Raw genomic sequence first — 25,679 nt, 5'->3', positions numbered from 1 at the left:
CCAAAATGAGGTTCGGTGGCGCGGGTGGGGTCCTTGGGGTGTCCTGTGAAGGGTGTCAGGTGAACAGGCCCTGGCCGAGGTAGCCGTTGGTGTCTTTGACGCCTGGGAGCGCGATGAAGTACCCGCCGCCGAAGGGCTGGATGTAGTCCGTCATGGGTTCGTTAATGAGCCGGGTCTGGGCTGCTTCGAATTGGGTCTGGATGTTCTGTTGGTAGCTGGCGAAGATCAGTCCGGCCTGCATGTTTCCGTTGAGGTCGATGCCGAGGTCATAGTTGTAGCCGCGGCGCAGGAATCGGGAGGCATCGGTGGCGGGTGTGCGGGGGTTGGCCAGGCGGATGTGGGCGTTGAGGGGGATGGTCTCGCCGTTGGGGTCGTTGGCGTAGTCGGGGGTGTCGGTTTCGTTCTCTGCGCCGAGCGGTGCGCCGCTGGCCCGGTGCCGGCCGATCATGGTGTCTTGTTCGGTGAGTCCGACCCGGTCCCAGAATTCCACGAGCATTCTGATCAGGCGGACAACCATGAAGGTCCCGCCGATTGCCCAGTCGGGCTGGCCGGAGTCTTTGCTGATCCAGACCAGGGGCTCTTCGGGGGCGGGGTTGACGATGCCGTCTTTGTAGCCGAAGAGGTTTCGGGGCGCCCCGGAGGGTCTGGGGGCGGAGTGGAATCCGTTGATTTTCCACTGAAGCTGCATGGCTCCGCGGGTGGCTTTGGTGATGTCGCGCAGTGCGTAGTGGATCATGTCGGTGGAGTCGGCGCAGAGCTGGAGGATCAGGTCTCCGCCGACCCAGGCCGGGTCCGGGGCGTCGTTGGGGAAGGTTTTCATTTCCGTCAGGCCCTTGGGTTTTTTGCCGGCCAGTCCGTAGGCCGGATTATCGAAGATACTTGCCGCCAGCCCGACCGTCATCGTGAAAGAATCCGGCGGGACGTCCATTCCGAGGATTCCGGAGTTCGTGGGTGGCCCCCCGCCGACGACGGGCAATTCGGTAGAGGCGACCGGGTCGTCAGCGCGCTGACCCGAGCCCAGGCGTACGCCTTTGACAGTGAGGGTCTGCAGCAGTGCTTTGAATTCATCCCGGTCTTTGGCCAGGACCCGGAAAACTGCAAAGCACGCTTGCGCCTGTTGGGCTGCCGGCCGGTAGATTCCGGCCTGGGTGATGCCGTGGAAATCAACGGACGCCGCCCCCGGAGCAGGGGCGGCCGGGCCGGGGTGTTTGGAGGCCTCGGATATGCCGGTGGCGGCCAGCGCGGCGACGGCGGTCCCTGTCCCGGCCCCGATCAGGAAGGACCGACGGCCCACGCGGGACGGGGTGCCCTTGCCGGGTTGTTCCGGACTGTCCGGGGCAGCGCTGGAGGATTCTGAAGGGTTGTTGTTCATGGGTTTTTTCAGCCTTCGGTGGCGAACATGGCAGGGATATATGCCAGGGATTCCAGGGCGCGGCCGATGGCGCCGTTAATCGGCTGACGCACGGAGATCGGGACGCTCCGGTAGTCAGGCCAGCGGCCGTCCGTTTTGGCGGCATTCAGGGCAGCATCAAGGGCATCCAATTCCGCGGCAATGGCCGCGGTATACCCACGGACCTGAGCGTCGATGAGCCTGCTCAGGAGGGTCAGGACAACCCTGGTCGCGGTGACGTCGGCCGCGGTGAGCGCGAGGGACATCCCCGAGCCCTGGTCGGTGTTGCCGCTCAAGTTGTCCCGGAGGGAATCCTCCAGGATCTCGTGGCAGCGCAGCGGCATGTCCGACGGGGCCACCGTGAGCTCTGGAAGCTTCGTTTCCAGCGTATCGATATTGGTCTGCAGATCCCTGAGCACCGGCACCAGCTCAACAGGCCCCTGCCCGTGATACAACCCGAATTCAACCCGGCGCAGACCTGTGAAACCCGGATCGGAGGTGCCCTGGGGAAGGCCGGAAGGCAGGGAATTGATGGCGGAACCCAGGTCTCCGAAACTGCCATAGGCGGCCCCGACCTCCTGCCAGGTCATTTGCGCCGCCAGCCACTGGCTGCGGGCCGTCTCCTGATCACCATTTCCGGTCGAGGCCTTGATGTCCATGACCTGGGATCCAAGCAACCGGAGCTTTTCGCCGACATAGGCCCGATAAGAGGAAAGGGCTTGATCCATGGTCGCAGCAGGATCAAGCGAAGACGCGGGAGCGGTCACGGGCATACGGGTCCTCCGTCAGGAACAACAAGGTCAGGTAAGGCAATCCTAAGAATAATAACAGCACAGCAACGTTGCGTAATTCGGAGAGCTGTCAACGTCAATGCCGCGAGGTGCCTCCTGCGCCGACGGGTCCCGGGCAGGACCTGGCCCGCAGATCCCCGGCCGGACTGCCGACCCTGGCCGGCAGGTATGTCTTGAGGCTTTGAACGGCAGAGCATCGCCAAGCCCGGCAGCGCTGGTGCGATCTCGATCCGGGCTCAGACTTGAGATCATTCTGGGCCAAGAGGTACCTGCACCACCTTTGAGAAGTCCGGCAGAGGATTTCCTTACTGGAAGGCTGGATCCATGTGTCTCATCGCCCCGGTGTCTCATATCCCCAAGGTTATGAGAGGGCGGAATGTCCCGGAGGCTCTCCGTGACTTCTTGGATGCAAGGAGTGTCGACATGCGTGTTTCAGCCCCACGTTTCGACAGGAAGACCCCCGGTCCCCGTCGCCCGTTGTTTACCCTGGCGTGATACTTGTGTGGAACGCCGCTTTGTCCCTTCAGAATTTCGAGACCCTTATGTGTGATGACCGCTCATTCTCCGCTAGCCGTCGGGCGGCGCTTGGTCTGTTTGGCGCCTCCTTGGTGGCGGGTCTGGGCGCGTGCGCAGCTCCCGAGGAGCCGGTCGCGACCGGACTGTCCGCAGCGCCCGGCGCGAATGAGCCCGCACCGCCGACAGTGACGAGCCCCGCAACGACGCCCGAACGTCCTCGGCCAGCGTTCGTTCCGGACTACGTTCTCCCGCCCATCCAGAACGGCTTGGCTCCAGTGATCACCAGGATTCCCACCAAGCATCCCGTTGTGTTTCTCACGATTGACGACGGAGCGGTCAAGTCTCCGGATAGCGTCCACCTGCTGGCGGAAAAGAACCTCCCCGCCAGCTTGTTCCTGACGAGCAACACCATTCGGGACAATCCGGGCTACTTCAAAGCCTTCATGGAGCAGGGGAGCCTGGTAGAGAACCACACCGTCAGCCACAACGTAAATATGGCCACCCAGTGGGGTTACCAGCGGCAGCTCGAAGACATCGCCGGGATGCAGAACTTCGCGGTACAACAGTTCGGTCGTGCGCCGACTTTGTTCAGGCCTCCAGGGGGCGCCTATTCCACTGTCATGCGTCAAGCTGTCGCTGCCGCCGGCCTCAAGGCGGTGATCACCTGGGAGGCGAAGGCCAACGCCGGGCGCATGGACTACCAGTACGGCAACACCCTGCGTCCCGGGGACATCGTTCTTATGCATTTCAGGGCCGAATTCCCAGCCGATTTCGCAGCATTCCGTTCCGCCCAGCTGGCCGCCGGTCTGGAAGTGGTGCTGCTGGAAGAGTTCCTGGGCGTTAGGTAAGTATTCCTTCGGCACTGCGGGCGAGCTGGGTGGCGGGGCAATTGGGGAAATTCCGGGACCAAGGAGGTCCGCCACCCGTGAATCACTTCGTGATGTGCGAGCGTCCTCATGGGCGAGCTGCCAGCCCCTGATGTTGGCCTGTCCGCGGCGTGGCCCCGACGGTCCGGCTCAGCCATGATGCGAAGGTGCGGTCCTACGGTGTCGAGGCGTGCCGTGCTTGCGGCGCCGGTGAGAAGAGCAGGAACCCCCGAGCCCAGGGGCAGGCATGCCAGCGTGGGAACGCTGCCAGCGATGAGAGGGCTGCCGGCCTCACAGAGCTCTCTCCCGGGTTCAGCGGAGCCCATGGTTCTGCCCATCCGGTCCCACGGGGGGTATCGGCCAGATGCGCAAAAGCCTGCGGAGTAGCAAGGCCGACAACCGCTCCGACCATCATCGCGGAGAGGAAAACACCGATGCTTCCCGGAGCAGCGGCAACGAGCACCAATACCGGCGGCCGTGAGCAGCAACCCTGCCTTGCGTTACACGTTAGTGATCACTAACGTGTTATTTTGTGTTGGATGCCTTGGAGGTAGCTGCGGAGCCGAATCGGCGCCGCCTGCTTCACATGCTTGTCTGCGGTGAACGGGCGGTAGGGGAACTGGCTGCCCAGTTCACCGTAAGCCGCTCTGCGGTGTCCCAACACCTCCTGTTGCTGGAGCAAGCCGGTCTGGTGTCGGCGCGGAAAGAGGGACGGAACAGGTATTACAGGCTTGACGCCGAGGGCATGGGCCGACTCCGCAACCTGGTCGAGCGGTTCTGGACCTCCGAACTGGATCTGCTGGCCGCAGATGCAGCCGCTCTCGCTGCCAAGCGTCAGGAGACGTCGCCTCCCCCTACGAGAACTTCAGCTATTTCGCCTCCAGAAAAGGACCCCTTTGATGACCTTCGATAAGAGCATCCACCTGCCCGTCGGGACCGACGAGGCCTACGCCCTCATCACTGAGCCGGAGCGTCTGCGCCGCTGGCAGGCCGTAGCAGCACGGGTCGACCTTCGCGTCGGCGGCGAATACCGCTGGACAGTTACGCCCGGGCATCATGCCGCCGGGACCTTCCGGGAAATCGAGCAGGGAAAGCGCATCGTTTTCACATGGGGGTGGGAGTCCGGTATGGACCTGGCCCCAGGCACGTCCACCGTGACAATCACCCTGGAGCCTGACGCCGACGGCACTATGCTGCGGCTGGTCCACGAGGGCCTTAACCCGGAACAGTCCGCAGCGCATTCCGAGGGTTGGAACCACTATCTGGACCGACTCATCGCCGAAAGTTCTTCACCGGTCGGAGCCGGCCCGGACGAATGGTCCGCCGCCCCGGAGGCCATCGATCACCTCAGCTCGGCCGAGGCATCTCTGGCTGTGCTCCTGGGGGTGCTGCGCAAGCTCACGCCGGAAGACCGTGAGAGAGCCACTCCGTGCGAAGACTTCACGGCGCACGAGTTGCTGGAGCACTTGGCCGGTTCACTGCAGCAGATTGGCCGCGCACTGGGATCCGACGTGAGCGATGATGCCGGGGCCGAACCGGAAGCACGAATCGCTGGACTCGCTCAGCCTGTTCTTGAAGCGTTCAGCCGACGCGGGTTCGAGGGGACCATCGACATGGGCTTCGCGGAACTGCCGGCCGCCGCCGTCGCCGGCATCCTCAATCTCGAGCTGCTGGTCCACGCATGGGACTTCGCGAAAGCCACAGGCCAGGTGCTCGTCGTCTCGGACGTGGTCGCCCACCACGTCGAGGCCTTGGCCCTGCTGACCATATCCGACCAAGTCCGCGCCAACGGCAGCTTCGCAGCCGTCCAGCCGGTCGCCGAGGCCGCCAGCAGCCTGGACAGACTGATCGCATTCACCGGCCGCACGGTCGCCATCTGATGCACTCCACCCACAACCAGTCACAACACGCCAAGAAAGCAGGAACACAATGTCCAAGTTCGTCTTCATCTACCACGCCCCGATGACCCCCGCCGAGGCCGCCCCGCCCACGCCCGAAGATATGGCAGCGGTCATGGAACAGTGGAACGCCTGGGCCGGGAAGGTCGGCAACGGCCTGATCGACTTCGGAACACCCCTGGCTAACGGTGTCCGGGTCTCCGCGGGAGGTGCCACAACGCCGAGCCGGCGGGACGTCGCCGGATACAGCATCATCGAGGCCGACAACCTCGATGCCGCCGTGGAACTGGCCAAGGTCCACCCCCACGTGAACATGCCGGGCGGCTGCGAGATCGAAGTCCACGAGGCCCAGCAGATCCCCGGAATGTAAAAGCGCGCCAAAACTGATCCCTATGAGTGTCCGCGGTCGCCACCAAACGGCATCCGCGGACACTCCGCGATGACACAGCAGGCTGTAACGCCATCGCAGCTAACCCCACCGAAAATGCTCCAACTCGGTGATTTGCCGCAGCGCACGTCATACATAACCCAGAGCCTTCGCTGCCGGATCGGCAATCCTTTGGCCTGACAGCGTTGCCATCTCAATCCGGGCGGCCCGGTTTTCTGCCAAGAACCGGGAGGATTGAAGACCCGGAGCCATCGATCCTCTCGTTACGTGCGGAACGTATGATCGCTGACGCGGCGGACCCACACCGCCGGAGAGCACTCGATATTCGTGTCCACAGCGCCCAATAAGCAATCCCTGCGGCGAGTGAGGCGACGACCGCGAGGACAGGGTTTATCGAAGCCAGTGGCGGATAAACCAGCCAGTGAACCAGATAGATAAAAAGCGAGGCGCCGGCCAGCACCACCGCGGCCCGGCGTAGGACCTTCGGTACCGAAAGGGTGGGCAGCCAGATGAGCAGAAGGATGCCGCCGATGAGTGTTCCTTCCCGGAACGCGTCGTCAAAGAACCCCGGGACGGTCAGTAAAGCGATGGCCGACACGACGCAGCGGTGCGCCACCGTCCGGGACCGTGCGATGGCCCAGCCGAGGGCGAAAAGCCAGAGGGCGGGGGCAGTGTGTGGAACGCCCGGGTGAATTATCTCGTAGCGGGTGAGGAGGCCTACGCCGGTTAAGGCCAAAGGGAATAACAGGGGGAAACGTCGCTCTGCCCGGTCGGCCCACGGAATGGCCAGAAGGGCGGTCATGGCCAGGAGCAAGTAGACAAGGACTTCGACGAACCAGAAATGCCACTGAGTGGTCACGTCCTCGGGTCCGATGATCGCGTTCAGCAGCAGGATGTTGGCGGTGCTGTAGTTTTCGGTCACCAGATACGCGAAGAAGATGAACGCGACGCTGGGCACGACGATTCTCGCCGCGCTGCCCAGCTGCCGGCGAAGCCGCGGCATCCGTTCCCCGGAGAGTTGGAAGCGGGCGAAGTTGTATCCGGCCACGGCCAGGAGCACGTGGGCGGCGCCCTGCCACTTGAAAAGGCCGATGTGGGTGCCGACGATCATGACGATGCCCACAGCCCGCAGCACGATACCCGTTTCAAGCGGCACGAAGACGCGCCGCTGTTTCGACGCCGGCGGCTTCGTAGCGCACCCTTCCAGGGCACGGACCGGTGTGACGTGCCAGTCCTTCGGAAGGTGGCCCAGAGCCTGCTCGAGCCGGACGGATGCGGCGACGTAGGACAAGGAGTCCCCGCCGAGGGAGACGAAGGTGTCGCCGTCGGCAATGTCATCCAACTCGAGAGCGTCCTGGAAAATCTCCCGCACACTGCCGCCGCCGGCGGTAGCCAGTCCAGGGGCTGGCGCCGGCTCCGCCGGGCCGCCCTCGGGCGCGGACAGTGCCAGTACCGAATGGTAATCCAGTTTGCCCGTGCCCAGGCGCGGGAGCTGCTGAACGGTGTGGAGCTTTAGCGATCCGCGTGGCAGGCCCATGTCCTCGGCGAGGACCTTGCCCAACAATCGGGTGTCGTGGTCGCCCTCGACGGCCACCACGATTCCGTCGTCCGTTCCTGCAGCGGCCGCTGGTACGCCGATTCGAGCCAGGCTGCGTTCCACCTGCCCTAAATCCACGCGCAGGCCGACGATCTTGACGAACCTGCTGAGCCGTCCCACCACTTCGTAGACCCCTACGGGATGCTTCCGGGCAAGATCCCCGGTTCGGAGTTCGGTAATGGTTCGGCCCGCGGCGAGGTCTGCCGGGCTCTCGGCGTAGCCGAGCATGACGTTGGGTCCGGTGTAGACCAGTTCGCCGTGCTCCAGGCCGGCCACGGGGTCGATTCGAAACGAGCCGCCCGGCACGGCAACGCCAACCGCGCCTGGGACGGTGGCAGCGAGATCCGGCGGTAGGTACGCCATGCGGGCTGTGGCCTCTGTCTGGCCATACATGACAAACAAATCCCAGCCCTTCCGGCGTCCGATCTCAGCGAAGCGCCGGACCGAGTCCGGGGCTAACCGGCCGCCGGCCTGGGTGACGTAGCGGAGTGCGGGCAGTTCCATCTCCGCGAATCCCACGCGTTCCAACAGCTCGAAGGTGTACGGCACGGCCGCGAACGCCGTCCCCCCGCGATTTCGAAAGAGCTCCCAAAAGCACGGATCAACCACGGAGAGGTCTGTGAGGACCAGTCCGGCACCGCGAAGCAGGTGACTGTTGATCACCGACAAGCCGTAGCAGTAGGACATCGGCAGGGTCGTCGCGGCACGGTCATCCGGCGAAATTCCCAGATATTCCGCAATCGACTCCGCGTTCGACTGCAAATTGGCGTGCGAGAGGCGGACCAGTTTGGGGGAGCCCGTGGAGCCGGAGGTGCTGAGCAGGAGAGCGAGCTCCGGGTGCAGTTCATGACTCGTGCCGGGCCGGCGCTCCTCCATGACCACGCGTCCGTCACCGCTGCGGAGTAGGACGTCCGGGTCGTAGGACTCGATGATGGATGCCATGGCGGAGGGCTTGTCACCGGGCAGGAGGATCAGGGGGTGACCCGCCGCCATCGATGCCAGGTAGGCGACAAGCGAGTCGACATCGTTGGCCGCAGTCAGCGCCACAAGGCGCCGCTCGGTCCCGAGCCGGGAGGCCAGGTCGCCAACGCGTTCAGCAAGCTCCCGGTAGCTGATCACCACGGTGTCTGTAAAAATGGCGGACCGCTCCCCGTGGATGGCCAGGGCAGCGGCGAAAGGAACCGTCTCGAAGTCAAGCTGTGTGATCACCGATAGATGATATTAGCTTAGGCTCCCCTAAATGAAATTACGAAACGAAAGTCTTGTGTAATTTCGGTGCGTCCGCAACTGCGCAGGATGCATTGCGGCGGGGCACATATGCCTCGCTTCCGCGCTCGGCTGTTAGTTGGCTTACCGGTCACGCCCGGCTGATAGTTCGGCGGCAAGGTGGGTCAGGGACGTGACCGTCAGTTCCGGGGGCTCATAGTAGGAAGGGTAGATGACACCGCTGCGGTTGACCCAGGCAGTCCGTAAGCCGGCTCGGGTGGCGCCGTGGATGTCCCAGGGGTGGACGGCTACCAGCATCATGTCCTCTTCCTTCGCCTCGCAGTGCTGGGCGGCATGCCGATAGGACGAGGGGTTCGGCTTCCAGGCAGGTGCGTCCTCGACGGAGAGCACCGCCTCGAACGCGCCGCGGATCCCGGCAGCGTTCAGAAGCCTCGTTGCGACCTGCGCCGAGCCGTTGGTGAGGGTTACAAGCCGGCGTCCTGCCGCTCGGAGAGCCCGCACCCCGTCGGAGACGTCCGGGTGCAGGGGAAGCTCGGCGACGGATCCGGCGAGGTGCCGGGCAGTGCCCGCCGGGTCGGGCACGCCTGCGTCCTCCAGGAGCCCCGCGAGGACTTCGGCGCCGATCTGACCGAACGGGGCTGCATCGCCAGCCGCGGCCAGGGCGAAGCCCTCGCGCAGCAGCGTAGCGAACCACTGCTTCGCCAATGCTTCCGGGGCGCCCGCGTCGGCGAACCGGCTGCCCATCGGGGACATGTCGGAGAGGGTTTCGTTGACGTCGAAGACGATCACTTCCGGCATTTTGGCCATGTTTGGGCCTCCTATGTGCTGTGCGTCTGGTGGAGTCGGGCTGTGAGTGGTTCGGCTGGGGGGACGTCGAGCTCGGTGTGGGCGTAGTGGTTGAAGTAGTTTGTAAACAGGTTCACTGCGATGTGGGCGAAAGCCTCGGCAAGCTCGGTGTCGGTCCAGCCGGCGTTCAGGGCGGCTTGCCACAGGGGGTCGGGAACGTTGCCGGTGTCGGCTGCGGCGGCCCGGGTGACCTCTGTCAGGGCTGCGAGACGGTCATCGAAGTCGACTTCTCCTGCCCGGAGCGCGAGTATCTGGACGTCGTCGAACCCGGCCCTGCGGGCCGATACAGTGTGGGCGCCCTGGCAGTAGTCGCAGCCGTTCTGGTTGCCCACGGCCAGGGCGATCGCCTCGCGGGTGCGTGCGTCGAAGGTGCCATTGTCGGCCAACGCTTTCTGCATGCCCTGGTAGGTGGCGATGACTACAGGTGAGTGGGCCATTCCGGCGTGGATGTTCATGAACCGGCCCATTTTCGTCGTGAGGCGTTCGGCGTGTTCGCGGGAGGCTTCGGGGACGGTCTCGAGGGTGTGGACTGGGATACGGGGCATAGGTGTCTCCTTTTCATTTCCTTGCATGCATTCAACGAGGTTCCTGCGGCGCCGTGCTGCGGCGTTTCTGTTCACGTGGGCTCTCGGGCGATCCTCAGATCGACCTTCCGACGTAACGTGTTGTTAGGGCGTGCGCACTTAAACATCCGGCGGGCGGGTACCCGCGTCGGGCCGGATTCATACCGCGCAGCAGGAGAGCCGGGAGACGTCGGCGGTGAAGGACTGGGCGGCGATCTTCAGCCCTTCGGCCATCGTGAGGTACGGTGCCCATCGGGAGGCGACCTCATGGATTGTGGTGGGCGCGGCGATGAGGTGGACCCCCGCGGCGGCGAGTTCGCCGGCGTCCTGGGCGACCGCTGTGATGCCCAGGATCCGCCCGGTGCCTGTTTCGGCGACGATCTTGATGAATCCACGGGTGTCCCGGTTCACCAGCGCCCTCGGTACGAACTCCAGCGGCAACACCCGGCACTGGCACCTGTGTCCCGCGTCCGCGGCTTCTCGTTCTGTAAGCCCCACCGCCCCGACCGCGGGACTGGTGAACGCTACCCGGGGCACTTGGGAGTCATCGGCTTCCCGACGGGCAGGGGTGAAAGCGTTATCCACCACAAGGGCCCCGTGGGCTGCGGCGACATTGACGAACGCCCGCTGGCCTGTGACGTCGCCGGCCGCCCAGATGCGCGGGTTCGCGCTCCGCAACCGGGAATCGACCAGGACTTCGCCGCCTGGTCCGGTAGCCACACCGACCCCGGCCAGGCCCAGCCCGGACGTTCTCGGGCGGCGGCCGGTGGCCATCAGGACGCGTTCGGCCCGGTACTCCTGATTCGCAGTGCCGGCACGGACCGTGAGAATGAAGCTGCCCCTCTCGGTACGCACACCGGTGGGAACAACACCCTGGACGACGGAAATGCCTTCCTCTTGGAAAACAGCGGACAGGGCACCGGAGACCTCGGGTTCCTCGCCGGAGAGCAGCCGCGAGCGTGCCAGCACCGTGACCCGGGAACCGAGACGGGCGAACAGCTGGGCCTGCTCCACGGCGACGTACCCTCCGCCGATGACCAGCAGCGACTCGGGTACCTCCTTGAGCTCCATTGCGGTCTGGGACGTCAGGTAGCCCGCCTCTTCGAGCCCGGGCAGGGTCGGCACCCACGGCGCTGAACCGGTCGCGACCAGGTAATGCCGTCCCCGGAGCACCACACTTCCCCCGGTGTTGCCGGTCACCTCGAGCACCGGTTCGTCGGCCGTTCCGGCGAACACCGCGGTCCCGCGGTGGATGTCCCAGCCGTAGTCATCGGCCAGGTCCAGGTACTTCTGCTGGCGCATCCAGCCGACCAGAGCATCCTTGCCGGCCATGAGGCCGGCCACGTCGAGATCCACATTTGCGGGAACCAGCCCCGGGAAACGTCCCGCGTCCGCGCCAGAGTGCCGCGCGGCCGCCGCAGCCAGAAGGGCCTTGGACGGCACGCATCCAGTGTTTACACAGGTTCCGCCAATCGTCCCTGCTTCGACCATCGCGACCCGCAGTCCCAGGCCCGTGGCCCGGATCGCCGCAGCGAAACCCGCGCTCCCCGACCCGACGACAACCAGGTCATACTCCTCGACGTGCACCCTCGACCCCTCCCGTTGTGTCACCGCTGTTTCGACACCGATTCTGCGCCTTCCAGCCACTGGAAGGTCAAGTACGGGCATACCGGAGGGCCGCCGCCGGTTAGACCACTCAGGACCCATCTCGGGAAGGACGGGAGCACACGATGCGCATATCAGAGGCCGCGGCCGCAGCCGGCACGACCGCCAAGACCCTACGCTTCTATGAGGACGCAGGCCTCCTCCCCGCCATCGGGAGAACCTCGGCCGGATACCGCGACTACCCCGAATGGGCAGTCCAACGGGCGACGTTCATCCGCCGCTCCCGGGCCGCTGGCCTGAGCCTGGACCAGGCCGGAGCCCTCTTGGCCGTGCACGATGCCGGGACACGGCCCTGCTCCCAAGTCCGCGACCGGCTCGCGGACCAGCTCGAGGCCGTCAACGCCCAAATCTCGGAGCTCCGGGCTCTCCGAACGACCCTCGCCGACCAGCTCAAGGCCGCAGAAGCCGGCCCGGAAAGCTGCGACGCCAAGCAGATATGCAGCTACCTCTAACCAGTGGCTAACGTTGGTTGATGGGCCCGCATCTCCGCGGGTCATCTGATAGCGTTCACCGGTCCGCTCCGCGGCATCCGCTGACACCACGCGACGGAGTATTCATCATGGTTAACGTCAGTACGAGCATCCTCATTCACGCTCCGCGGAGAGACGTCGCCGCATTCGCGGCAGATCCGGATAACGCTCCCGCCTGGTATGCAAACATCCACCGGGCCACGTGGCATACGCCCAAACCGCTCGCCGTGGGCTCCCGTGTCGCTTTCACTGCCCGATTTTTGGGACGAAACCTCGACTACGTCTACGAGGTCGTTCAATTCGATCCGGACAGGACGCTTGTCATGCAGTCCAGCAACGGACCGTTTCCCATGCGGACGACCTATTCATGGTCGGAGGAAAACGGGTCGACGCGAATGTGGTTGCAGAACACCGGAGTGCCGACAGGTTTCTCGGCACTCGGCGGTGTCTTCATGGCACCCCTGATGCGGCGCGCCATGCGCAAGGATCTGGCGGCACTCAAGCGAATCCTCGAAAAGTCTCTTCCTTCAACGTAAGGTCGAGGCGACGGCCCGCCGCGCCTGATGTGGGCTTATGCCTCTAGGAAGGAAGTTTATGGTTCACGCAGCGAATCAAATCATCATCGACCGCTCCCCGGAAGAGGTCTACGCCTTCCTTGCCGACGGCCTCAACAACCCCCTCTGGCGCTCCGGCGTAAAGGAGATCAGCCTGAAGAGCGGCGTTGCCGGTGCTTTCGGGGCGGTGTATGCCCAGAAACTCGCGGGTCCGGGTGGCCAGCCCGTCGACGGTGACTATGAAATCACCGTCGCAGAACCATATAACCGGTTGTGCTTTCAAGTAGTCGCTGGTCCCGCGCGGCCATCCGGTGAATACCGCCTCACCCCGGTGGCCGCGGCAACGGAGGTGAGTTTCAGCCTTGAGCTCCAGCCTAAAGGCCTGATGAAACTGGCCGGACCAATGATCGCCCGGACCATGCGCAGCGAGGTGGCTCAGCTGAGCGCTCTCAAAGAGGTTCTGGAGCAGAACGTGCCGGGAGTAGGGGCGGCGGGCTAGCTGCTTGGGAGCGGGGGGGCGCGTCAACCGTACCGCCACAGCAGCGTTCCAAGCCAGCTCCGGAACAAGGTGCCCAGGCTGCGGAGCAGGAGGTAGCCCCGGACGTCGCACGGATGCGCCGTCTTCAAGCGGCCAGATTCCCGGCGTCACCAGGCGGCGGAAGGCCGCCACAAGCACACCCGGCCTCGTCCGGTCCCTCCAGATTTACCCATGACCACACCCGCAACAGCGGCTTCGAACGGTAAAGGGAGGGGCCATCCATCGGCCCCTCCCTCCTGTCCGTCGCTGCCCTGGGGGCAACTCCTTGGCTTAGCCCGGAACGTTCCTTGGATCGTTGCCGTAGCTGTTCTTCTCGGAGATCACGCCGTCCTGGTTTTTGATGATGTGCTCTACCTTGTCGACCCGGGCCGCGTCCCGGCCAACCGCTACCGCATCCTCTTTGGTGCTGTAGCCGGCCCCGAAAGCCCGATCAGTACCCTCGCGCTTGTTCTTCCACTGGTCACCCTCGTAGTACGTCTCAATGTCTCCCTGAGCCATTGCACACTCCTTTGCCGTTCGGTCCTGCTCCCTGACTTTGGATAGCGAAAAGCCCCGCAGCACTGGGGGACCGCGGGGCGTTTCCATGGCTTCCCCGTCTCAATGGGGGATGGTCGGAGAAGCTGACACCAACCTAGTAACAAGCATGCTTAGTTTTCAAGCCCATGCGCCGCCCGGCGCGCCGGATACCTTTCCCATGGTCCAAGACTTCAGCGCCCGGGTCCGGCCCATTCCGGTGGGGGAGTTGTCGTCGGCAGGGACGAGAATGCAACCAGGGCAAGCACTCCACAGTTGCCGCCCTCACCCTTGCTGGTAGAAAACCCCTAGAACAAAGGGAAAAGCCGTTTTCATTCACATGAATGCGCGGTAGAATGGAGGTAGCTGGAGAAGCAGACGAACCTAACTGAAGTGATACGAAACCGAGGACTGAACAATGACCCTGACCATCTACACCAAGCCCGCCGGATGCTTTGGCTGCACCAAGACCAAGCAGAAATTCACCGAGGCCGGCGTACCCTTCCGGGAGGTCGACGTCACGACCAACCAGGCCGCTTTCGAGTACATCACCGAAGAGCTCGGCTACTCCCAGGTTCCCGTCGTCGTCTACGACAAGGACGGCACGGAGAACCACTGGTCAGGGTTGAACCCGGGCGGCATCGAACAGATCATCGCCATCGAATCCCACGGCACCGAAGCCTGAACCGGGAAGGCAGGGAAGGGCTCTTATGTCAGGAGAAACCGGCGCCACCGTCACCGGAAACCTCACCGCGGATCCCGAGCTGCGGTTCACCGACGCCGGCACGGCCGTTGCCAACTTCACCATCGCTTCCACACCCAGGACGTTCGACCAGACCCGCGGCGCCTGGGTGGACGGGGAAACCCTGTACCTGCGGGCAAGCATCTGGAGAGGCGCGGCAGAGAATGCCGCAGCGTCCCTGGCCAAAGGAACACGAGTCATCGCCACCGGGGTACTGAAGCCGCGCAGCTACACCACCAAGGCGGGGGAGGAGCGGAGAGTGATCGAGTTCGACGTCGAGGAAATCGGTGCTTCGCTGCGCTACGCGACAGCGACCGTGCAGCGGTCTCCGAAGGCCGACACTGACGCCGCTGAAGATGACCGCCAGCACGAGGACATCCACCCGGCCGACCACTTCGTCCTGAGCAGCCGGGCCTATGCCGACGACGAGCTTTGGTTCGGGCTGACCGCCAACCCGGAGGGGCGCATCGCACCTTCCGCTGCCGGCCTCCATGCCGACTAACGAACCGCGGTCCGAGCCTGCAGGTACGCTGCACCAAACCGCCACAATGACATCCAACCGAAGGAAGATCATGACGCACGAAGATGACCTCCGCGCCTGGGCCAAAGGCTCCCACACTCTCGAGGCCGCAACGGAGCTTCTGCTGCGTGCATTCGAGGGCCGCTTCGCTGCCATCGGCTACCCGTGGGTGCACGCCGCCGGCACGTCTCCTGAAGGCTGCAAAGAGAACGCCTGGATCGACTTCGAAGCTCTCGGCGAGGATGCCAAGTCCGGAGCGTACTCGGGCGGGGAGAGCCGGTTCCTGCAGCTCGCAGCGTCCCTCGGCGCCGACATTCCTGTGGTCCTTGGCGATACCCTGCCGGGGCTGGACCGGAAGCAGCTGGACCTCGTGCTGGCCGCGTTCGCTCACGCCGGCGGCAGCCACCAGCACTCCGATATTCGGTTCAGCGAGGATGGCATCCCGACCCTGCACCCCGGCTATCTGGACACCCTGCACGCGTGGCCGCGGAGCCTTCGTGCCGTCTAGGAAGACCGCTGCGTTCACCCCGTACTTCAGCGAGGACGAGGCGGGCCAGGTCCGTGCTGCGTTCCTAGCCGCCGGAGGGGCCGAGGGCGATGCGAGCGTGTCCGACTTCATCGTGAGGGCCACGATGCGGGAAGTGAAACGCCTTCAGCGCAAACACCACCAGGGCATGAAATGGGACCCCGTTCCGCCGGGATCGCTGCGCAGAGGGCAGCGCACAAGGGACGAGCTACGGCACAGGAACGAGGACGAGTAACCATGGGTCAATGGACTGATGACGTGAACAACATGCCCGCGCCCCAGGTCGAGCCTGGCCTGTCAAAAATGCTAACCCTGGAACAAGTCCAGGAGATCCTGAACGTCAAGAGCAGCCTGGTCTACGCCCTGGTCCGCAGCGGGCAACTTCCTGCAGGCCAATTTGGTGGACGCGGGATTTGGAGGGTCCGGGAAAGTGATCTTGCCGCCTACATCGAAGGCGCATTCGCAAAGACCGCGGAGCGCATCGCCGCTGGACAGATTCCCCAAGATCACGTCACCGAAGACGACTGACCAAGGCACTCAAAACAGACGAAGGCCGGCACCCTCAAGGTGCCGGCCTTCACTGCGTTGAGGCCCTTTTTGACCGCTGCGTCTAAGGCTGGAAAAGACCCAGCAGGGCGCACGGCCGCCGGACGGTAGCGCCCCTCTTGGACCATGGGAAACTCTGCCGGAGGCGAGCACAAGCGGTCAAGGCTGTGCACGGCCGCCGGTCCCTGTGGCGCGCCGACGGGATGTGGTTCCCCGGCGGTTGTGTGCAGCCGCTCAGGTGGGTCCCGTCGTCCCCCTGTGTGCGGGAAAAGCAGCGGAGCGGTTGGGCTTTTGCCGTGCCCAGGTGGGCGAGGGGAACGCTACTGTTCGTCGCTGGCTTCGCCGCCGGAGGCGGCATCGGAGGCCGCCGCTGTGGTGCGTGTGGCGTTCTTGCGTCGGCGACCGGCAGCGGCGGATTCCAGGCCCAGCTTCTTCAGTTCCTCCGGGCTCCAGCCGTCCTTCGTGGCACGTACGTAGGCCCGCTTGTCTTCGCGTTCTGCCTCGGCAAGTTGCTCGCGGAGGTCAGCGATCCGTTGCCGCGTCTTGACCAGGTCCGTGACGGACTCGATACGGGAGTCAAGAAGTGCTTTGGCCTGGTTGCGTGTCTGTTCAATGTCGATGGTTGCCATGCACCCAGCCTAACGCGTGGGCCCGACACTAGGCCGGAGTTACTGCACCCGGAACAGCGACGGTGCGATGGTCACCACCGCTAGCGGTAACCGAAGAGCGAAAAGCCAGTCCTGCGGAGCAAGCTATACACTTACACGGGTGTAAGTGGCTTGACGCGCTCGACACTGGCGGTCGAGTGCGGCACACTTGTCAGTGTGGTCCCCGGTTTCTGGGTCGCTGCGCTGGGTCAGGAAAGGGATGGATTGAATGTCGGATGAGCAAGCTCCCCGCCGTTTCAATCTGTCGCGCCGCCGCCGCGAGAATTCGCCCGCTGGGACGAAGAAGCGCCGTGACCTGTGGGTCACTGCCGAAGAGGAAGCGGCTCTGGTTGCCCGCGCCGCTCGGGACAAGGTGACTGTCCCGAATCTGCTGATCAGTTCCGCGCTTTCTGACGCGCAGGAAACGACGGTGGAGCGGCGAGCCGCCATTGCCGAACTGATGTCCCTGCACAATCTCTTGGCTCGTTCGTCGAACAACATCAACCAGCTCGCCCGCCAGGCCAACGCCACCAGCGAATTCCCGGCCGAAGCGCGGGAAGCGCTGAAGCACATCCGGTCCGTAGCGATGCGTATCGACCGGACCATTGAAGGGCTGATGCAGGGATGATCCCGAACATCACCCGCGGCTCCCGGATGAGCGGCCTCATGGTCTACCTCGCGTCGACCGATGAGAACAAGACGAAGAACGCACACACCGATCCGCACCTGGTCGCCGGCGACGCCGCGATCATGGCGTGGTACGACGACGGCGTCCTGGACCGCGACGACGCCCTGGCCATTGCGAAGCACCTGGACCAGCCCCGCAAGGCGTACGGAGTGTCCGTCCAGATCAAAGACATGCAGTGGGATGCGTCCAAGAAGGAACGCATTCACGTCGGCTACAAGGACGCCAGCGTGTGGCACTGCTCCCTGAGCTTGCGCGCCGAAGAAGGCTCGCTGACCGACCAGCAGTGGGGTGACATTGCCAACGACTTCGTGGACGCCATGGGCTTCACCGAAGCCAGCGGCAAGGCACAGTGCCGGTGGGCGGCGATCAACCACGGCACAAGCGAGAACGGCAACCACCACATCCACCTGGCCGTGTCCCTGATCCGCGAAGACGGCACCAAAGCATCGACCCACGGCGACTACAAGAAGGCACAGCAGACCTGCCGTGAGCTGGAGGTCAAGTACGGGCTCGAACAGCTCTCCAGCGTTCACGCCACCCGCGGCTACGACCGCGCCGAGAAGGCCACCGCTGTCCGCGACGAACGCGAGATGCACCGTGCCTCCCTGGCACGAAAGGTACGCGCCAGTGCAAGCGCCTCAGCGACCGAAGATGAGTTTGTCCGCCGGGCCCGCGACACCGGGCTGCTCGTGCGCCCGCGCTACGCAAAGAACACCACAGACGTCATCGTCGGCTACTCCGTGGCCGAACGACCCAAGCCCGGACAACGGCCCATCTGGTTCGGCGGCGGCACCCTCGCCTCGGACCTCAAGCTCGGCGCCCTGCGTGAGAACTGGATGGACTCACCTCAGCTCGCTACCGCTGCTGCAGCAGAGTGGAACGCCGCGGCCCGCAACCGCCGCACCGTCTCCAAAACCGGTCCCGAAAACGGAACCCCGCCGGAACAGTTGTGGGTCGAATACACCCGGAACGCGACCGCCCTGGCAGACCAGTTGCGGTCCATTCCCCGCGACGATCACGCGACCTGGGCGAAAGCAGCACGGGACGTCTCCGGTGCCTTCGCAGCATGGTCCCACCGGCTCGAAACAACGCCCGGACCGCTCGCCGCCACCGCCGCGGAACTGTCCCGCACGGCCCAGCTCCGGTCGCCGCGCCAGCACGGCAAGCCGGTCGCTCTGCCCTCCATTGCGGGCACTGCCATGTTGTTCATGGCAGCGTCCAGCAAGAACAAGTCTGCGGCGCAGACAGCCCTTATGGTCCAGCTGATCAACACCGCGTTTGCGGTTTACGAAATGCATCAGCAGTCCGGCCGAATCCGTGAGGCCCAGCGCATCCGGGCAGTAGTGGAACAGCAGCTGGCACCGTTCACCGCCACCATGCCGAAACCGGTCCTGGTAGGCGCCGAGCAGCAAGCCGTGACCGGTGCTGCCGCGCCGGCCAGGGCCGTTGACATTGCCCGGCGCGGAGTGGCGCCGATCCGCCCAGGATCGGCAGTGCCTCAGACACCGACGCCGGCGACGCCGGCGAAGACTTTCCAGCCCAGCCGACGCGACACCGGGCCGGGCCAGGACCGATAGGGACGAACACCACTAGTGCAAAGGGGAAGCCGATGAGTGACTCGGACGGAATGGATGACCTTGTGGACGGCGGCCTGCGTCAGTCGCTGATGATCGGCTCCCGCATTGCCGAAACGCTGGCCCGCCGCCGGCAGGAATCCCAGCGTCGGGAAGAACACGCCGCCACGCAGGCGGCCTATGAGGCGAACGCCCGGCTCACAGCCGAGCGCAGCGCAGCACGCGCAGCCCTTGCCCCGGTCAAAAAAGACCAATGGTGGGACAAAGCCCAGCCACGGGACATCGCCACGGCTTACACAACGGCCGAGGCGTGGAAGAACCACGACCCCGCGGCCTTGGCGGCCGCGGAGAAGATCCGGGAGGAAGTTCTCAACCGGTACGGCATTGACACCAGCGACGTCGCAATGAACGCCGCTTCCCTCGAGGTCGGGCTTCAGAGCGCCGCTACCGACAGCACGCGGCAGGACGCTCTTGCGCGCAGCCAGGAAGAAGCCCGGGCTGCCGCCGCCGAGCACGAGAAGGCCATGAGCCTCCTCGCCGCAGCCAGTATCGAAGACCTCCGCGCCCAAGCCGCTGTGCTCGCCCCGGAAATGGAACGCCACCAGGTCCCCGTCGAATACCTTGCCACCCCCGAACTCTCGGCCGCCCTGCAGACCGCCCACGCAGCCAAAACCCCCGCAGCGGTAGAAGCCGCAGACGCCACTGTGAAGGAACGTCTCTACCTCATCGGGAGAGACGGAATTAACGGCCCAGACGTCGACCAGTTCCAGGGGCTGAAGGCAGAAAGCGCGTCGGCCGTCGGATACGGATCAGCTCAGCACTTGGGAAAGTTCGCGGACTCCCTGGAGAGCACTGGGGCGAGCGAAACCCAGATACGAGGCCGGCTAGTGGCAGCCCGCAGCGGGGGCACGCACCCAAGCGCAGCGGTGACGGGCAAGGGGGCCATCAAGGCCCGAAAGACCCGAAACGGGGCAGGCCTCGGTGCAGAAAGAACCAGAGGCGGTATCACCAGATAGGCGACCGCCTCAGCTGTCCTGTGCGCGGGCTGTGAGAACTCAGCCGACACGAGGAACCGCCCCGCGCTAGCCAGGGGGCTGGCGTCATGCGCGGGGCGGCTCAGGAGGTGATGCCCAGTGGTTGAGCCGGGCGATCCCCTTCAAATTACGTCCCGCCGGAGAGTGGGTCAACGGGTAGCAGGCAAATTCCGCTCTTTGCTGGGGCGGTCTTCCTGACGGGTCAGCCGACCTTGCCGGAGAGCGCGACCAGTACACCGGCTGTAGCGAAGTATTTGTTGCTTCCCAGATCGCGGATGGTTTTGATGCCCATACCGGCAAGCAGTTCGTCGTGCTTTTCGGTCAGGCCGGCAAGTGCCGAGGGCGGAGCCGACAAGACCTCTTCCAGAGTGGAGTTCTCGTAGGCCTTGTCCAATGCCTTGCCCAATTCAATCGAAACAGCCACTTCAATGTCCTTTCATCGATGACGGAAAACAAGCACAGCCAACGTGCGACCGTAGGCGCGCCAAGACTCATTCTTAGGGCGCTGAGAGAACGCTATCGCAGTGTCGGGCAGTAGATCGTGAGCCTGCAGAACCTTTGATCCCCGTGTGGGTCCGACAGCGGGGTTTTGGTCCCGTTTTGCTTAGGACCTGCGGTCTTGCCGTAGGGAATCGCGGATTTCCGTGAGCAGGGCAATTTGGGGGTCCTCGGCAGCTTCCTCCTTAACGTCCGGGTTGATACCGAGACGCCGGTTGCGGCGCTCGATCATGTGGTTCATGGGCGCGACGATAACGAAGTAAATGGCTGCGGCCACAAGCACGAAGTTAACGATCGCGGTGAGCAGGACACCGAACTTGATGTCGTTTCCGTTGAGGGTCACGACGGCGAAGCTATCAAAGTTCGGAGATCCGACCAGAGCCGCGATGAACGGCATGAGAACGCTTTGGACTAGAGCGGTGACCACACCGCCGAAGGCGGCACCAATCACAACAGCGACGGCAAGGTCAACGACGTTGCCCTTCATAATGAAATTCTTGAATCCTGTCAGCATGGGGTCAAAGTACACCCAACGGGGCGTCATTACAGCCCACGCCACAACATTTTCAATAAACGTTTAGACTGCATTACGGAATGAGACCAGTTGACATAATCTTCATTATCGGCGCATGAAAATGCTTGGGGGAGAAGCTTTAGAAGGGTTTCCCGACTATGCTTCTGCGGTGTCGGGTTCGGCCCATTCGAGGGCTGCGACGAGGTGTCCTTCGTTGGGCAGCGCCTGTTGTTCCGCTGCCGGGAGCTTGTCGTAGGTGTAGGCGGCCACGGCCATGGGCGAGGTCGCCCGGCCGAGGCTGTAGCGAACGCTGCGGTCGTTCTTTGTCCCGCAGATCAAAATGCCGACCGTTTCGTTGTGATGGTCTCGACGGAGCATGTCGTCCACCAGGGCAACGTAGAAGTTGATCTTTCCGGCGTACTCGGGCTTGAATTTGCCCGTCTTCAGCTCAACCACGACGTAGCGGAGCTGCTCGATGTGGAAGAAGAGCAGATCGACGTAAAACTCGTCACCGTCGACGTCGAAGGGTATCTGGCGACCTACAAATGAGAAGCCAGGGCCCAGCTCGCGGAGCGTTTCGGTGATTCGACTTGTCAGCGCATTCTCGAGACCGCGCTCGGCGACCTGGCCGGAGAGGCCAAGGAACTCGAAGTTGTAGGGATCCTTCGCCATCTGCTGGGCAAGCTCCGAGTCAGGAGCGGCGAGCTGCCGGTCGAAGTTCGATGGCGCCGAGCCGGAGCGTTCCATCGAACGGTTCATCATCATGTTGAGCAGCACGTTCCTAGACCAGCCGTACTCAACGGCTGCGGCTGCATACCAGTCGCGTTCCTCGCTGGTGGCTGCCTTGTCCAAAATCGTGCGGATATGACCCCAGGGCAAATGTGCCACAGGCTGTGGCACATCTTCGGTGCTCCCCCAAGCCCGGACCATCGCGGTCATGTACTGCAGGTTCCGATACGAGAGGCCCTTCATATCAGGGAACGCCGCAGCGAGATCATCGGCAAGCCGCCGAACGACTCCGCTTCCCCATCCCTGGGCTTCCTGCCGGGCGATGATGTCCCTGCCCAGTGACCAATAAAGCTCGATGACCAGAGCGTTCACGGTCCGCTGCGCCTGAACCCTTGCCCCGGCAATGCGGGCTTTCAGAGCCTCCAGCAAGTCCACATAGTTCGCGGGCAGATCGATTTCCGGAGACACCATGCCTCAACCCTATCCGCCGGCAAATGTGCCACAGGCTGTGGCGCATTTGCCGGCAGAAGCCCACCGGGCTGATGCTTGCGGTCAGCTGAGCGAGTCGCTTCCCGCAAGCTCCATCTGACCAACGCGTCCGGGACGACCCACCTCGTACGGTCCGGGCGTATGAGGACCCCCGTCGGAGCCCGAACCTTCGCCGTCGTTGCTACAGTCAGGCCGGCGGCACGATCCGCTATGGACATTCGAGGGAGACGCCAGTGGGGATAGGTCGATTGCTGCGACAGGCAATAAGCAGGAGCACGGCACCGGAACGGGCTCGAACACCTCAAAAGAATTCTGAAGACCGCGGGACCCCGCTGAAGCTGACTCTTTCTATCACCTACAGTCCTTGCGTCGAGGTGGCCGGCACGACGACCTTCGCCAAGGAATCCGTCGCTGCCCTTGCCGACCGGAAGGGCTTCAAGGGGCGTGGCTACTTCGAGGGCGAGGCTCAGCTCCAGCGGGAACCGGAAAACCACGTGGACCCACAGGCCGTGGCTGTGATCGTTGACGGGGAGAAGGTCGGTTGCCTGCCCTCCTATGCAACGAAGGACCTCTCGTTGCCGATCGGCGCCAGCGTGCCGGTTCGCTACCAGCTCCACGTACTGCGGGAGCAGAAACTGCTGGCCAAGGCATATGTTTGGCTAGGTGACGGTGAGCCGGAATGGCCGCACACGGAATGGAATCCCCCAGCATTGACGTCCAGGGAACGAATCAACAATGCCCACCTCGGCCGGTCGGAGATGGTGCGGGAGGCCCTGGAAGGCGGCGGGGCGCGGGCCGCCCAGTTCAAGCGGGGAATAGTGGACGGCGTCCACTACCTTGAGCTCGTCGAGCCGATCAAGCAGCTGAAACGCGAGGACCGGTTGGAGGAAGCCCTTGCCCTTTGCTACAAAGCGATCGAGGCCGCCGAAGGCGATGCCGGCAGTCGGGAGCCGGCGCCCTGGTACACAGAGCAAGCCGCCATCGTCCACCGCAAGCTCCGCCAGCGGGACGAGGAGATCGCGGTGCTGAAGCGCTGGCTGGCCAAATGCCGCAAATCCCGCCGCAGCGGGAGCCGGATCGCGGACCGCCTTGCCAAGCTCGAGGGCGACACGGGACCGGCATCAGGTCCCGCTGCCTTGGCTCGAGAAGCTGTGCATGACTTTCCTGGGGATACTCGGTAGCAAATCGCCTACAGGGATCCGCTAGCTGCGCCTCGGAAGCCCGTTCGGAAAGTTACCTTTCCATCCTTGGCGCCCGGCGAATGACCAAACCCGGGACTCCGCCCACCAAAATGTCGGGCACCTTTGGTACGTTGCCTCCATCAGCAAAAGTCTGGGGGTGATTTACATGGCTGAACGAAATTCCTACCACGTCGTTCCGGGTTAAGACGGATGGAAGGCTGAGCGCGAGGGCTCATCCCGTGCCTCCTCTGTTCACGATACCCAGTCTGCGGCAATTGATGCGGCTCGTGGTTACCTGTCCCGTTCCGGAGGTGGAGAACTAAACATCCACGGCAAGGACAAGAAGATCAGGGCAAAGGACACCATTGCTCCTGGCAATGACCCACGCAATACGCCTGGATAGAGCTTGAGGTCCCCGCCGCAGTGCGGGGGCCTCAAGCCCACGGCGCCGGGGTAAAGAAGCAGCGTCGAACTCGCGCTGGCCACTACTCCCTGGAGCTCCCCAGCTTTACGGAACGTCGGTTATCGGCACGCGCCGGTTAGGGCCTCTTGATTACGATTCCCCAGCTCAAGCAGACATAAGTTGCGAGAAGTGATCCCTTTTGATCGTTTGCGATCCAGACTAGAGTCTTCCTATGGACATCACGCCGGCTGGATCAAATGAGTCAATCGGCGAAGAGGAGCGTCCCGCCGAATATCGTATTCGCGTGTGGACCGCGCCTTCGATGGCTAAATTCTCGTGGTTGGTGGACGAATGGGATGCCCGCGACGCTGAGGATGTTTTGGAAGCCGTTGGATGGGCGCAGCGCGAAGCGGCGGGTCGGCCGGTTGAAGTCTTCCTGAAATGGTCCGAGCAGAAGATTAATCGCAGCGGGGGGGTCGACGTCGTGCCTAGAATGACGCGAGTATTCGGCGCTCCGGGTGACGAGGATTCTACCACCGAGACCGTTTACTTTTACGAGGAGAAGCCGCAGGCGATACCTCCTGCGGCTTCTCCCGACAGCACTATTTGACCGGTATCTGGACGCGCTCGATGGTTTCGCTGGGTGGGTTAGCGGCGAGAGTTACTCCGCATGCGACACCGATCTATGGAGAGTAAATTGTGTTCGCTGTGTAGCGTGGATTAACGCCAGGAGGGGCCTGGATGACGTAGGAAACCCGCGTACGAAATGAGTCTGGCCCCTGGCTGCAGGAAGTAGCCGCATTACTCATCTCGTAGCTGCTATTGAAGTAGTCTCTGACGTTGCCGGACCAGTACTGTCCATTGCTCTTTTCGAGCGTCGTCTGTATATAAATTTCGGTCATCGTCATGGAGCAGGAAACTGTCCCCACCGTGTTGACTGTACCTGCAACATGGGTAGACCCATGAGGGTTCTGGGCAGTAATGGTACACAGTCCGACGACAACCGCCTGTGCGGGAGCGGCCGCGGCCAAACCTAGGCACGTCAAGACCAGGCTGATCAGAGCCGCATAAAAGGATCTCTTTTTCATATTTCCCCCATTGTGACGCGCGGATTGTTCCACGCGGTACCTAACTATCGAACTTTGGGGGCCTATAGACAAGACTTATCGACTTCTAATCCCACATCCTTCTTTAGCCTGCCTTGAGGAGACGAAACTAAAGACAGGGCCTGATTGGATCGAACTTACATAAGGTCCACTATCGGCGCTTAAACCACTCATACGGAAGGGTCTGAAATGCCGTCTAAACCTGCCGAAGAGGGGTCCGTCTGTCGACGGTTCCCCGAAGGGAGACTTGTGTCATTCTTGTTGCCGTCGGGTTCGCTGCGGGTGTCGCTGATGGTGGCCTAGGCGGCGCAGCCGGGAGCCTGCGATGTTTCGCGGAGGCGCAATGCGGACGCGGTCATCCGATACGCGGCTCTTCCTTCGAGCTGCCGGGGCTCCACCCACACTTCGTAGCCCTCTGCGGCGTCGATCAGGCCGCGGCTGGAGAGCCCTTCGGCGGCGATCCAGAGAGCTGAGGAATCTGGCATGACCGCGTCGACGAGCCCCTTGCGGACGAGTGCGCCGTCTTTCCTGATTTCCACGAATGCCCCCAGGAGGTGCTTCCAGTCGTCCTGGCGGTAGTGGGTCATGGGCGTTCCTTTTCGTTCAGCGGTGAGGACGCAGTTGTGTTCCTGGGTTTTTGAACTTTTAGCGGCGCGCCGG

29 protein-coding genes and 1 pseudogene are annotated in these 25,679 nt (G+C 63.5%); 18 read left to right on the top strand and 12 right to left on the bottom strand.

Annotated features, from left to right (window positions below; genetic code table 11):
* Positions 1-55: 55 nt before the first annotated feature.
* Together AB0O44_RS15770 and AB0O44_RS15765 are read right to left on the bottom strand one after the other, a co-directional pair.
* Positions 56-1,372 carry a Dyp-type peroxidase gene (locus AB0O44_RS15770; protein ID WP_364138975.1) on the bottom strand — a complete coding sequence of 439 codons (1,317 nt, stop codon included), beginning with the start codon at positions 1,370-1,372 and terminating at the stop codon, positions 56-58.
* Between the two features lie 8 nt (positions 1,373-1,380).
* On the bottom strand, positions 1,381-2,157 hold the full coding sequence (locus AB0O44_RS15765) for an EfeM/EfeO family lipoprotein (RefSeq protein WP_364138973.1): 777 nt from the start codon (positions 2,155-2,157) through the stop codon (positions 1,381-1,383).
* 815 nt (positions 2,158-2,972) lie between these two features.
* Between AB0O44_RS15765 and AB0O44_RS15760 the strand changes: the two genes are divergently transcribed.
* From AB0O44_RS15760 to AB0O44_RS15745, 4 genes are all read left to right on the top strand, one after another.
* Positions 2,973-3,545 carry a polysaccharide deacetylase family protein gene (locus AB0O44_RS15760; protein WP_364138971.1) on the top strand — a complete coding sequence of 191 codons (573 nt, stop codon included), beginning with the start codon at positions 2,973-2,975 and terminating at the stop codon, positions 3,543-3,545.
* A 550-nt stretch (positions 3,546-4,095) separates the two neighbouring features.
* Positions 4,096-4,476, top strand: coding sequence for a metalloregulator ArsR/SmtB family transcription factor (locus tag AB0O44_RS15755; RefSeq protein ID WP_364138969.1), 381 nt, complete (start codon positions 4,096-4,098; stop codon positions 4,474-4,476).
* Entirely contained in the window at positions 4,463-5,443 is a 981-nt protein-coding gene (locus AB0O44_RS15750) for a TIGR03086 family metal-binding protein (RefSeq protein ID WP_364138967.1), read from the top strand. The genes AB0O44_RS15755 and AB0O44_RS15750 overlap by 14 nt, the downstream gene beginning before the upstream one ends.
* Before the next feature lie 49 nt (positions 5,444-5,492).
* Positions 5,493-5,831 (top strand): hypothetical protein, encoded by a 339-nt coding sequence (locus tag AB0O44_RS15745; protein WP_364138965.1) that lies wholly within the window; start codon positions 5,493-5,495, stop codon positions 5,829-5,831.
* A 211-nt stretch (positions 5,832-6,042) separates the two neighbouring features.
* On the opposite strand, the gene AB0O44_RS15740 is transcribed toward AB0O44_RS15745, so the two are convergent.
* The 4 genes from AB0O44_RS15740 to merA all read right to left on the bottom strand — a co-directional run bounded on the left by AB0O44_RS15740 (position 6,043) and on the right by merA (position 11,669).
* Positions 6,043-8,655: an AMP-binding protein gene (locus tag AB0O44_RS15740; protein ID WP_364138963.1), complete on the bottom strand. Its 2,613-nt coding sequence runs from the start codon at positions 8,653-8,655 to the stop codon at positions 6,043-6,045.
* A gap of 141 nt (positions 8,656-8,796) precedes the next feature.
* Entirely contained in the window at positions 8,797-9,480 is a 684-nt protein-coding gene (locus AB0O44_RS15735; RefSeq protein WP_364138961.1) for a haloacid dehalogenase type II, read from the bottom strand.
* Positions 9,481-9,491: 11 nt separating this feature from the next.
* Positions 9,492-10,064 (bottom strand): carboxymuconolactone decarboxylase family protein, encoded by a 573-nt coding sequence (locus AB0O44_RS15730; protein ID WP_364138959.1) that lies wholly within the window; start codon positions 10,062-10,064, stop codon positions 9,492-9,494.
* A gap of 177 nt (positions 10,065-10,241) precedes the next feature.
* Positions 10,242-11,669 (bottom strand): mercury(II) reductase, encoded by a 1,428-nt coding sequence (gene merA, locus AB0O44_RS15725; protein ID WP_364138957.1) that lies wholly within the window; start codon positions 11,667-11,669, stop codon positions 10,242-10,244.
* A gap of 143 nt (positions 11,670-11,812) precedes the next feature.
* Between merA and AB0O44_RS15720 the strand changes: the two genes are divergently transcribed.
* The 3 genes from AB0O44_RS15720 to AB0O44_RS15710 all read left to right on the top strand — a co-directional run bounded on the left by AB0O44_RS15720 (position 11,813) and on the right by AB0O44_RS15710 (position 13,270).
* Positions 11,813-12,199: a MerR family DNA-binding protein gene (locus AB0O44_RS15720; protein WP_364138956.1), complete on the top strand. Its 387-nt coding sequence runs from the start codon at positions 11,813-11,815 to the stop codon at positions 12,197-12,199.
* Between the two features lie 107 nt (positions 12,200-12,306).
* A complete protein-coding gene (locus AB0O44_RS15715; RefSeq protein ID WP_364138955.1) occupies positions 12,307-12,753 on the top strand; it encodes an SRPBCC family protein in 447 nt (148 codons plus the stop codon).
* A 58-nt stretch (positions 12,754-12,811) separates the two neighbouring features.
* On the top strand, positions 12,812-13,270 hold the full coding sequence (locus AB0O44_RS15710; protein WP_364138953.1) for an SRPBCC family protein: 459 nt from the start codon (positions 12,812-12,814) through the stop codon (positions 13,268-13,270).
* A gap of 309 nt (positions 13,271-13,579) precedes the next feature.
* Here the strand turns inward: AB0O44_RS15710 and AB0O44_RS15705 are convergent, their stop codons facing one another.
* Positions 13,580-13,807: a DUF2188 domain-containing protein gene (locus tag AB0O44_RS15705; protein ID WP_364138951.1), complete on the bottom strand. Its 228-nt coding sequence runs from the start codon at positions 13,805-13,807 to the stop codon at positions 13,580-13,582.
* A gap of 433 nt (positions 13,808-14,240) precedes the next feature.
* On the opposite strand from AB0O44_RS15705, the gene AB0O44_RS15700 reads away from it, so the two are divergent.
* The 5 genes from AB0O44_RS15700 to AB0O44_RS15680 all read left to right on the top strand — a co-directional run bounded on the left by AB0O44_RS15700 (position 14,241) and on the right by AB0O44_RS15680 (position 16,138).
* The gene (locus AB0O44_RS15700) at positions 14,241-14,507 is read left to right on the top strand and encodes a glutaredoxin family protein (protein WP_011689577.1); all 267 of its coding nucleotides are present in this window, start codon (positions 14,241-14,243) and stop codon (positions 14,505-14,507) included.
* A 25-nt stretch (positions 14,508-14,532) separates the two neighbouring features.
* Positions 14,533-15,066 (top strand): single-stranded DNA-binding protein, encoded by a 534-nt coding sequence (gene ssb / locus AB0O44_RS15695; protein ID WP_364138949.1) that lies wholly within the window; start codon positions 14,533-14,535, stop codon positions 15,064-15,066.
* 70 nt (positions 15,067-15,136) lie between these two features.
* On the top strand, positions 15,137-15,592 hold the full coding sequence (locus tag AB0O44_RS15690) for a hypothetical protein (protein WP_364138948.1): 456 nt from the start codon (positions 15,137-15,139) through the stop codon (positions 15,590-15,592).
* Positions 15,582-15,845: a hypothetical protein gene (locus tag AB0O44_RS15685; protein WP_364138946.1), complete on the top strand. Its 264-nt coding sequence runs from the start codon at positions 15,582-15,584 to the stop codon at positions 15,843-15,845. Before AB0O44_RS15690 ends, AB0O44_RS15685 begins: the two co-directional genes overlap by 11 nt.
* Before the next feature lie 32 nt (positions 15,846-15,877).
* Entirely contained in the window at positions 15,878-16,138 is a 261-nt protein-coding gene (locus tag AB0O44_RS15680) for a helix-turn-helix domain-containing protein (RefSeq protein ID WP_364139000.1), read from the top strand.
* A gap of 338 nt (positions 16,139-16,476) precedes the next feature.
* Here AB0O44_RS15680 and AB0O44_RS15675 read toward each other — a convergent pair whose 3' ends face one another.
* A complete protein-coding gene (locus tag AB0O44_RS15675; RefSeq protein ID WP_364138945.1) occupies positions 16,477-16,785 on the bottom strand; it encodes a hypothetical protein in 309 nt (102 codons plus the stop codon).
* A 247-nt stretch (positions 16,786-17,032) separates the two neighbouring features.
* Here AB0O44_RS15675 and mobC point away from each other — a divergent pair, with 247 nt between their 5' ends.
* From mobC to AB0O44_RS15660, 3 genes are read left to right on the top strand one after another with little or no spacing between them, the layout of a single operon-like run.
* Positions 17,033-17,431, top strand: coding sequence for a plasmid mobilization relaxosome protein MobC (gene mobC / locus AB0O44_RS15670; protein ID WP_011689583.1), 399 nt, complete (start codon positions 17,033-17,035; stop codon positions 17,429-17,431).
* On the top strand, positions 17,428-19,068 hold the full coding sequence (locus AB0O44_RS15665; RefSeq protein WP_364138944.1) for a relaxase/mobilization nuclease domain-containing protein: 1,641 nt from the start codon (positions 17,428-17,430) through the stop codon (positions 19,066-19,068). Before mobC ends, AB0O44_RS15665 begins: the two co-directional genes overlap by 4 nt.
* A gap of 32 nt (positions 19,069-19,100) precedes the next feature.
* Positions 19,101-20,081 carry a hypothetical protein gene (locus AB0O44_RS15660; RefSeq protein WP_364138942.1) on the top strand — a complete coding sequence of 327 codons (981 nt, stop codon included), beginning with the start codon at positions 19,101-19,103 and terminating at the stop codon, positions 20,079-20,081.
* Between the two features lie 220 nt (positions 20,082-20,301).
* On the opposite strand, the gene AB0O44_RS15655 is transcribed toward AB0O44_RS15660, so the two are convergent.
* The 3 genes from AB0O44_RS15655 to AB0O44_RS15645 all read right to left on the bottom strand — a co-directional run bounded on the left by AB0O44_RS15655 (position 20,302) and on the right by AB0O44_RS15645 (position 22,311).
* Positions 20,302-20,523: a hypothetical protein gene (locus AB0O44_RS15655; RefSeq protein ID WP_364138940.1), complete on the bottom strand. Its 222-nt coding sequence runs from the start codon at positions 20,521-20,523 to the stop codon at positions 20,302-20,304.
* Positions 20,524-20,703: 180 nt separating this feature from the next.
* Complete coding sequence (gene mscL, locus AB0O44_RS15650) at positions 20,704-21,111, bottom strand: large conductance mechanosensitive channel protein MscL (RefSeq protein WP_364138939.1); 408 nt, start codon at positions 21,109-21,111, stop codon at positions 20,704-20,706.
* 156 nt (positions 21,112-21,267) lie between these two features.
* A complete protein-coding gene (locus AB0O44_RS15645) occupies positions 21,268-22,311 on the bottom strand; it encodes a PDDEXK nuclease domain-containing protein (RefSeq protein ID WP_364138937.1) in 1,044 nt (347 codons plus the stop codon).
* Positions 22,312-22,703: 392 nt separating this feature from the next.
* On the opposite strand from AB0O44_RS15645, the gene AB0O44_RS15640 reads away from it, so the two are divergent.
* The 3 genes and pseudogenes from AB0O44_RS15640 to AB0O44_RS15630 all read left to right on the top strand — a co-directional run bounded on the left by AB0O44_RS15640 (position 22,704) and on the right by AB0O44_RS15630 (position 24,523).
* Positions 22,704-23,510, top strand: coding sequence for a hypothetical protein (locus AB0O44_RS15640; RefSeq protein WP_364138936.1), 807 nt, complete (start codon positions 22,704-22,706; stop codon positions 23,508-23,510).
* Positions 23,511-23,727: 217 nt separating this feature from the next.
* Positions 23,728-23,913 (top strand): annotated as a pseudogene (locus AB0O44_RS15635) (DUF2188 domain-containing protein); the annotation flags it as partial.
* A 232-nt stretch (positions 23,914-24,145) separates the two neighbouring features.
* Entirely contained in the window at positions 24,146-24,523 is a 378-nt protein-coding gene (locus tag AB0O44_RS15630; RefSeq protein ID WP_364138935.1) for a hypothetical protein, read from the top strand.
* A 795-nt stretch (positions 24,524-25,318) separates the two neighbouring features.
* Here AB0O44_RS15630 and AB0O44_RS15625 read toward each other — a convergent pair.
* Positions 25,319-25,606 (bottom strand): hypothetical protein, encoded by a 288-nt coding sequence (locus AB0O44_RS15625; RefSeq protein ID WP_364138933.1) that lies wholly within the window; start codon positions 25,604-25,606, stop codon positions 25,319-25,321.
* Between the last annotated feature and the right edge of the window lie 73 nt (positions 25,607-25,679).

It is taken from the genome of Arthrobacter sp. NPDC080082, from assembly GCF_040686595.1.
Taxonomy (GTDB): domain Bacteria; phylum Actinomycetota; class Actinomycetes; order Actinomycetales; family Micrococcaceae; genus Arthrobacter.
This window is presented reverse-complemented; position numbering and strand designations above follow the sequence as displayed.

Coding starts and splice junctions, on each gene's coding strand:
- AB0O44_RS15770 (WP_364138975.1), bottom strand. CDS start 1,372: ATGAACAACAACCCTTCAGAATCCTCCAGCGCTGCCCCGGACAGTCCG.
- AB0O44_RS15750 (WP_364138967.1), top strand. CDS start 4,463: ATGACCTTCGATAAGAGCATCCACCTGCCCGTCGGGACCGACGAGGCC.
- AB0O44_RS15745 (WP_364138965.1), top strand. CDS start 5,493: ATGTCCAAGTTCGTCTTCATCTACCACGCCCCGATGACCCCCGCCGAG.
- AB0O44_RS15735 (WP_364138961.1), bottom strand. CDS start 9,480: ATGGCCAAAATGCCGGAAGTGATCGTCTTCGACGTCAACGAAACCCTC.
- AB0O44_RS15730 (WP_364138959.1), bottom strand. CDS start 10,064: ATGCCCCGTATCCCAGTCCACACCCTCGAGACCGTCCCCGAAGCCTCC.
- AB0O44_RS15720 (WP_364138956.1), top strand. CDS start 11,813: ATGCGCATATCAGAGGCCGCGGCCGCAGCCGGCACGACCGCCAAGACC.
- AB0O44_RS15715 (WP_364138955.1), top strand. CDS start 12,307: ATGGTTAACGTCAGTACGAGCATCCTCATTCACGCTCCGCGGAGAGAC.
- AB0O44_RS15710 (WP_364138953.1), top strand. CDS start 12,812: ATGGTTCACGCAGCGAATCAAATCATCATCGACCGCTCCCCGGAAGAG.
- AB0O44_RS15705 (WP_364138951.1), bottom strand. CDS start 13,807: ATGGCTCAGGGAGACATTGAGACGTACTACGAGGGTGACCAGTGGAAG.
- AB0O44_RS15700 (WP_011689577.1), top strand. CDS start 14,241: ATGACCCTGACCATCTACACCAAGCCCGCCGGATGCTTTGGCTGCACC.
- ssb (WP_364138949.1), top strand. CDS start 14,533: ATGTCAGGAGAAACCGGCGCCACCGTCACCGGAAACCTCACCGCGGAT.
- AB0O44_RS15690 (WP_364138948.1), top strand. CDS start 15,137: ATGACGCACGAAGATGACCTCCGCGCCTGGGCCAAAGGCTCCCACACT.
- AB0O44_RS15680 (WP_364139000.1), top strand. CDS start 15,878: ATGCCCGCGCCCCAGGTCGAGCCTGGCCTGTCAAAAATGCTAACCCTG.
- AB0O44_RS15675 (WP_364138945.1), bottom strand. CDS start 16,785: ATGGCAACCATCGACATTGAACAGACACGCAACCAGGCCAAAGCACTT.
- mobC (WP_011689583.1), top strand. CDS start 17,033: ATGTCGGATGAGCAAGCTCCCCGCCGTTTCAATCTGTCGCGCCGCCGC.
- AB0O44_RS15665 (WP_364138944.1), top strand. CDS start 17,428: ATGATCCCGAACATCACCCGCGGCTCCCGGATGAGCGGCCTCATGGTC.
- AB0O44_RS15660 (WP_364138942.1), top strand. CDS start 19,101: ATGAGTGACTCGGACGGAATGGATGACCTTGTGGACGGCGGCCTGCGT.
- mscL (WP_364138939.1), bottom strand. CDS start 21,111: ATGCTGACAGGATTCAAGAATTTCATTATGAAGGGCAACGTCGTTGAC.
- AB0O44_RS15645 (WP_364138937.1), bottom strand. CDS start 22,311: ATGGTGTCTCCGGAAATCGATCTGCCCGCGAACTATGTGGACTTGCTG.
- AB0O44_RS15630 (WP_364138935.1), top strand. CDS start 24,146: ATGGACATCACGCCGGCTGGATCAAATGAGTCAATCGGCGAAGAGGAG.
- AB0O44_RS15625 (WP_364138933.1), bottom strand. CDS start 25,606: ATGACCCACTACCGCCAGGACGACTGGAAGCACCTCCTGGGGGCATTC.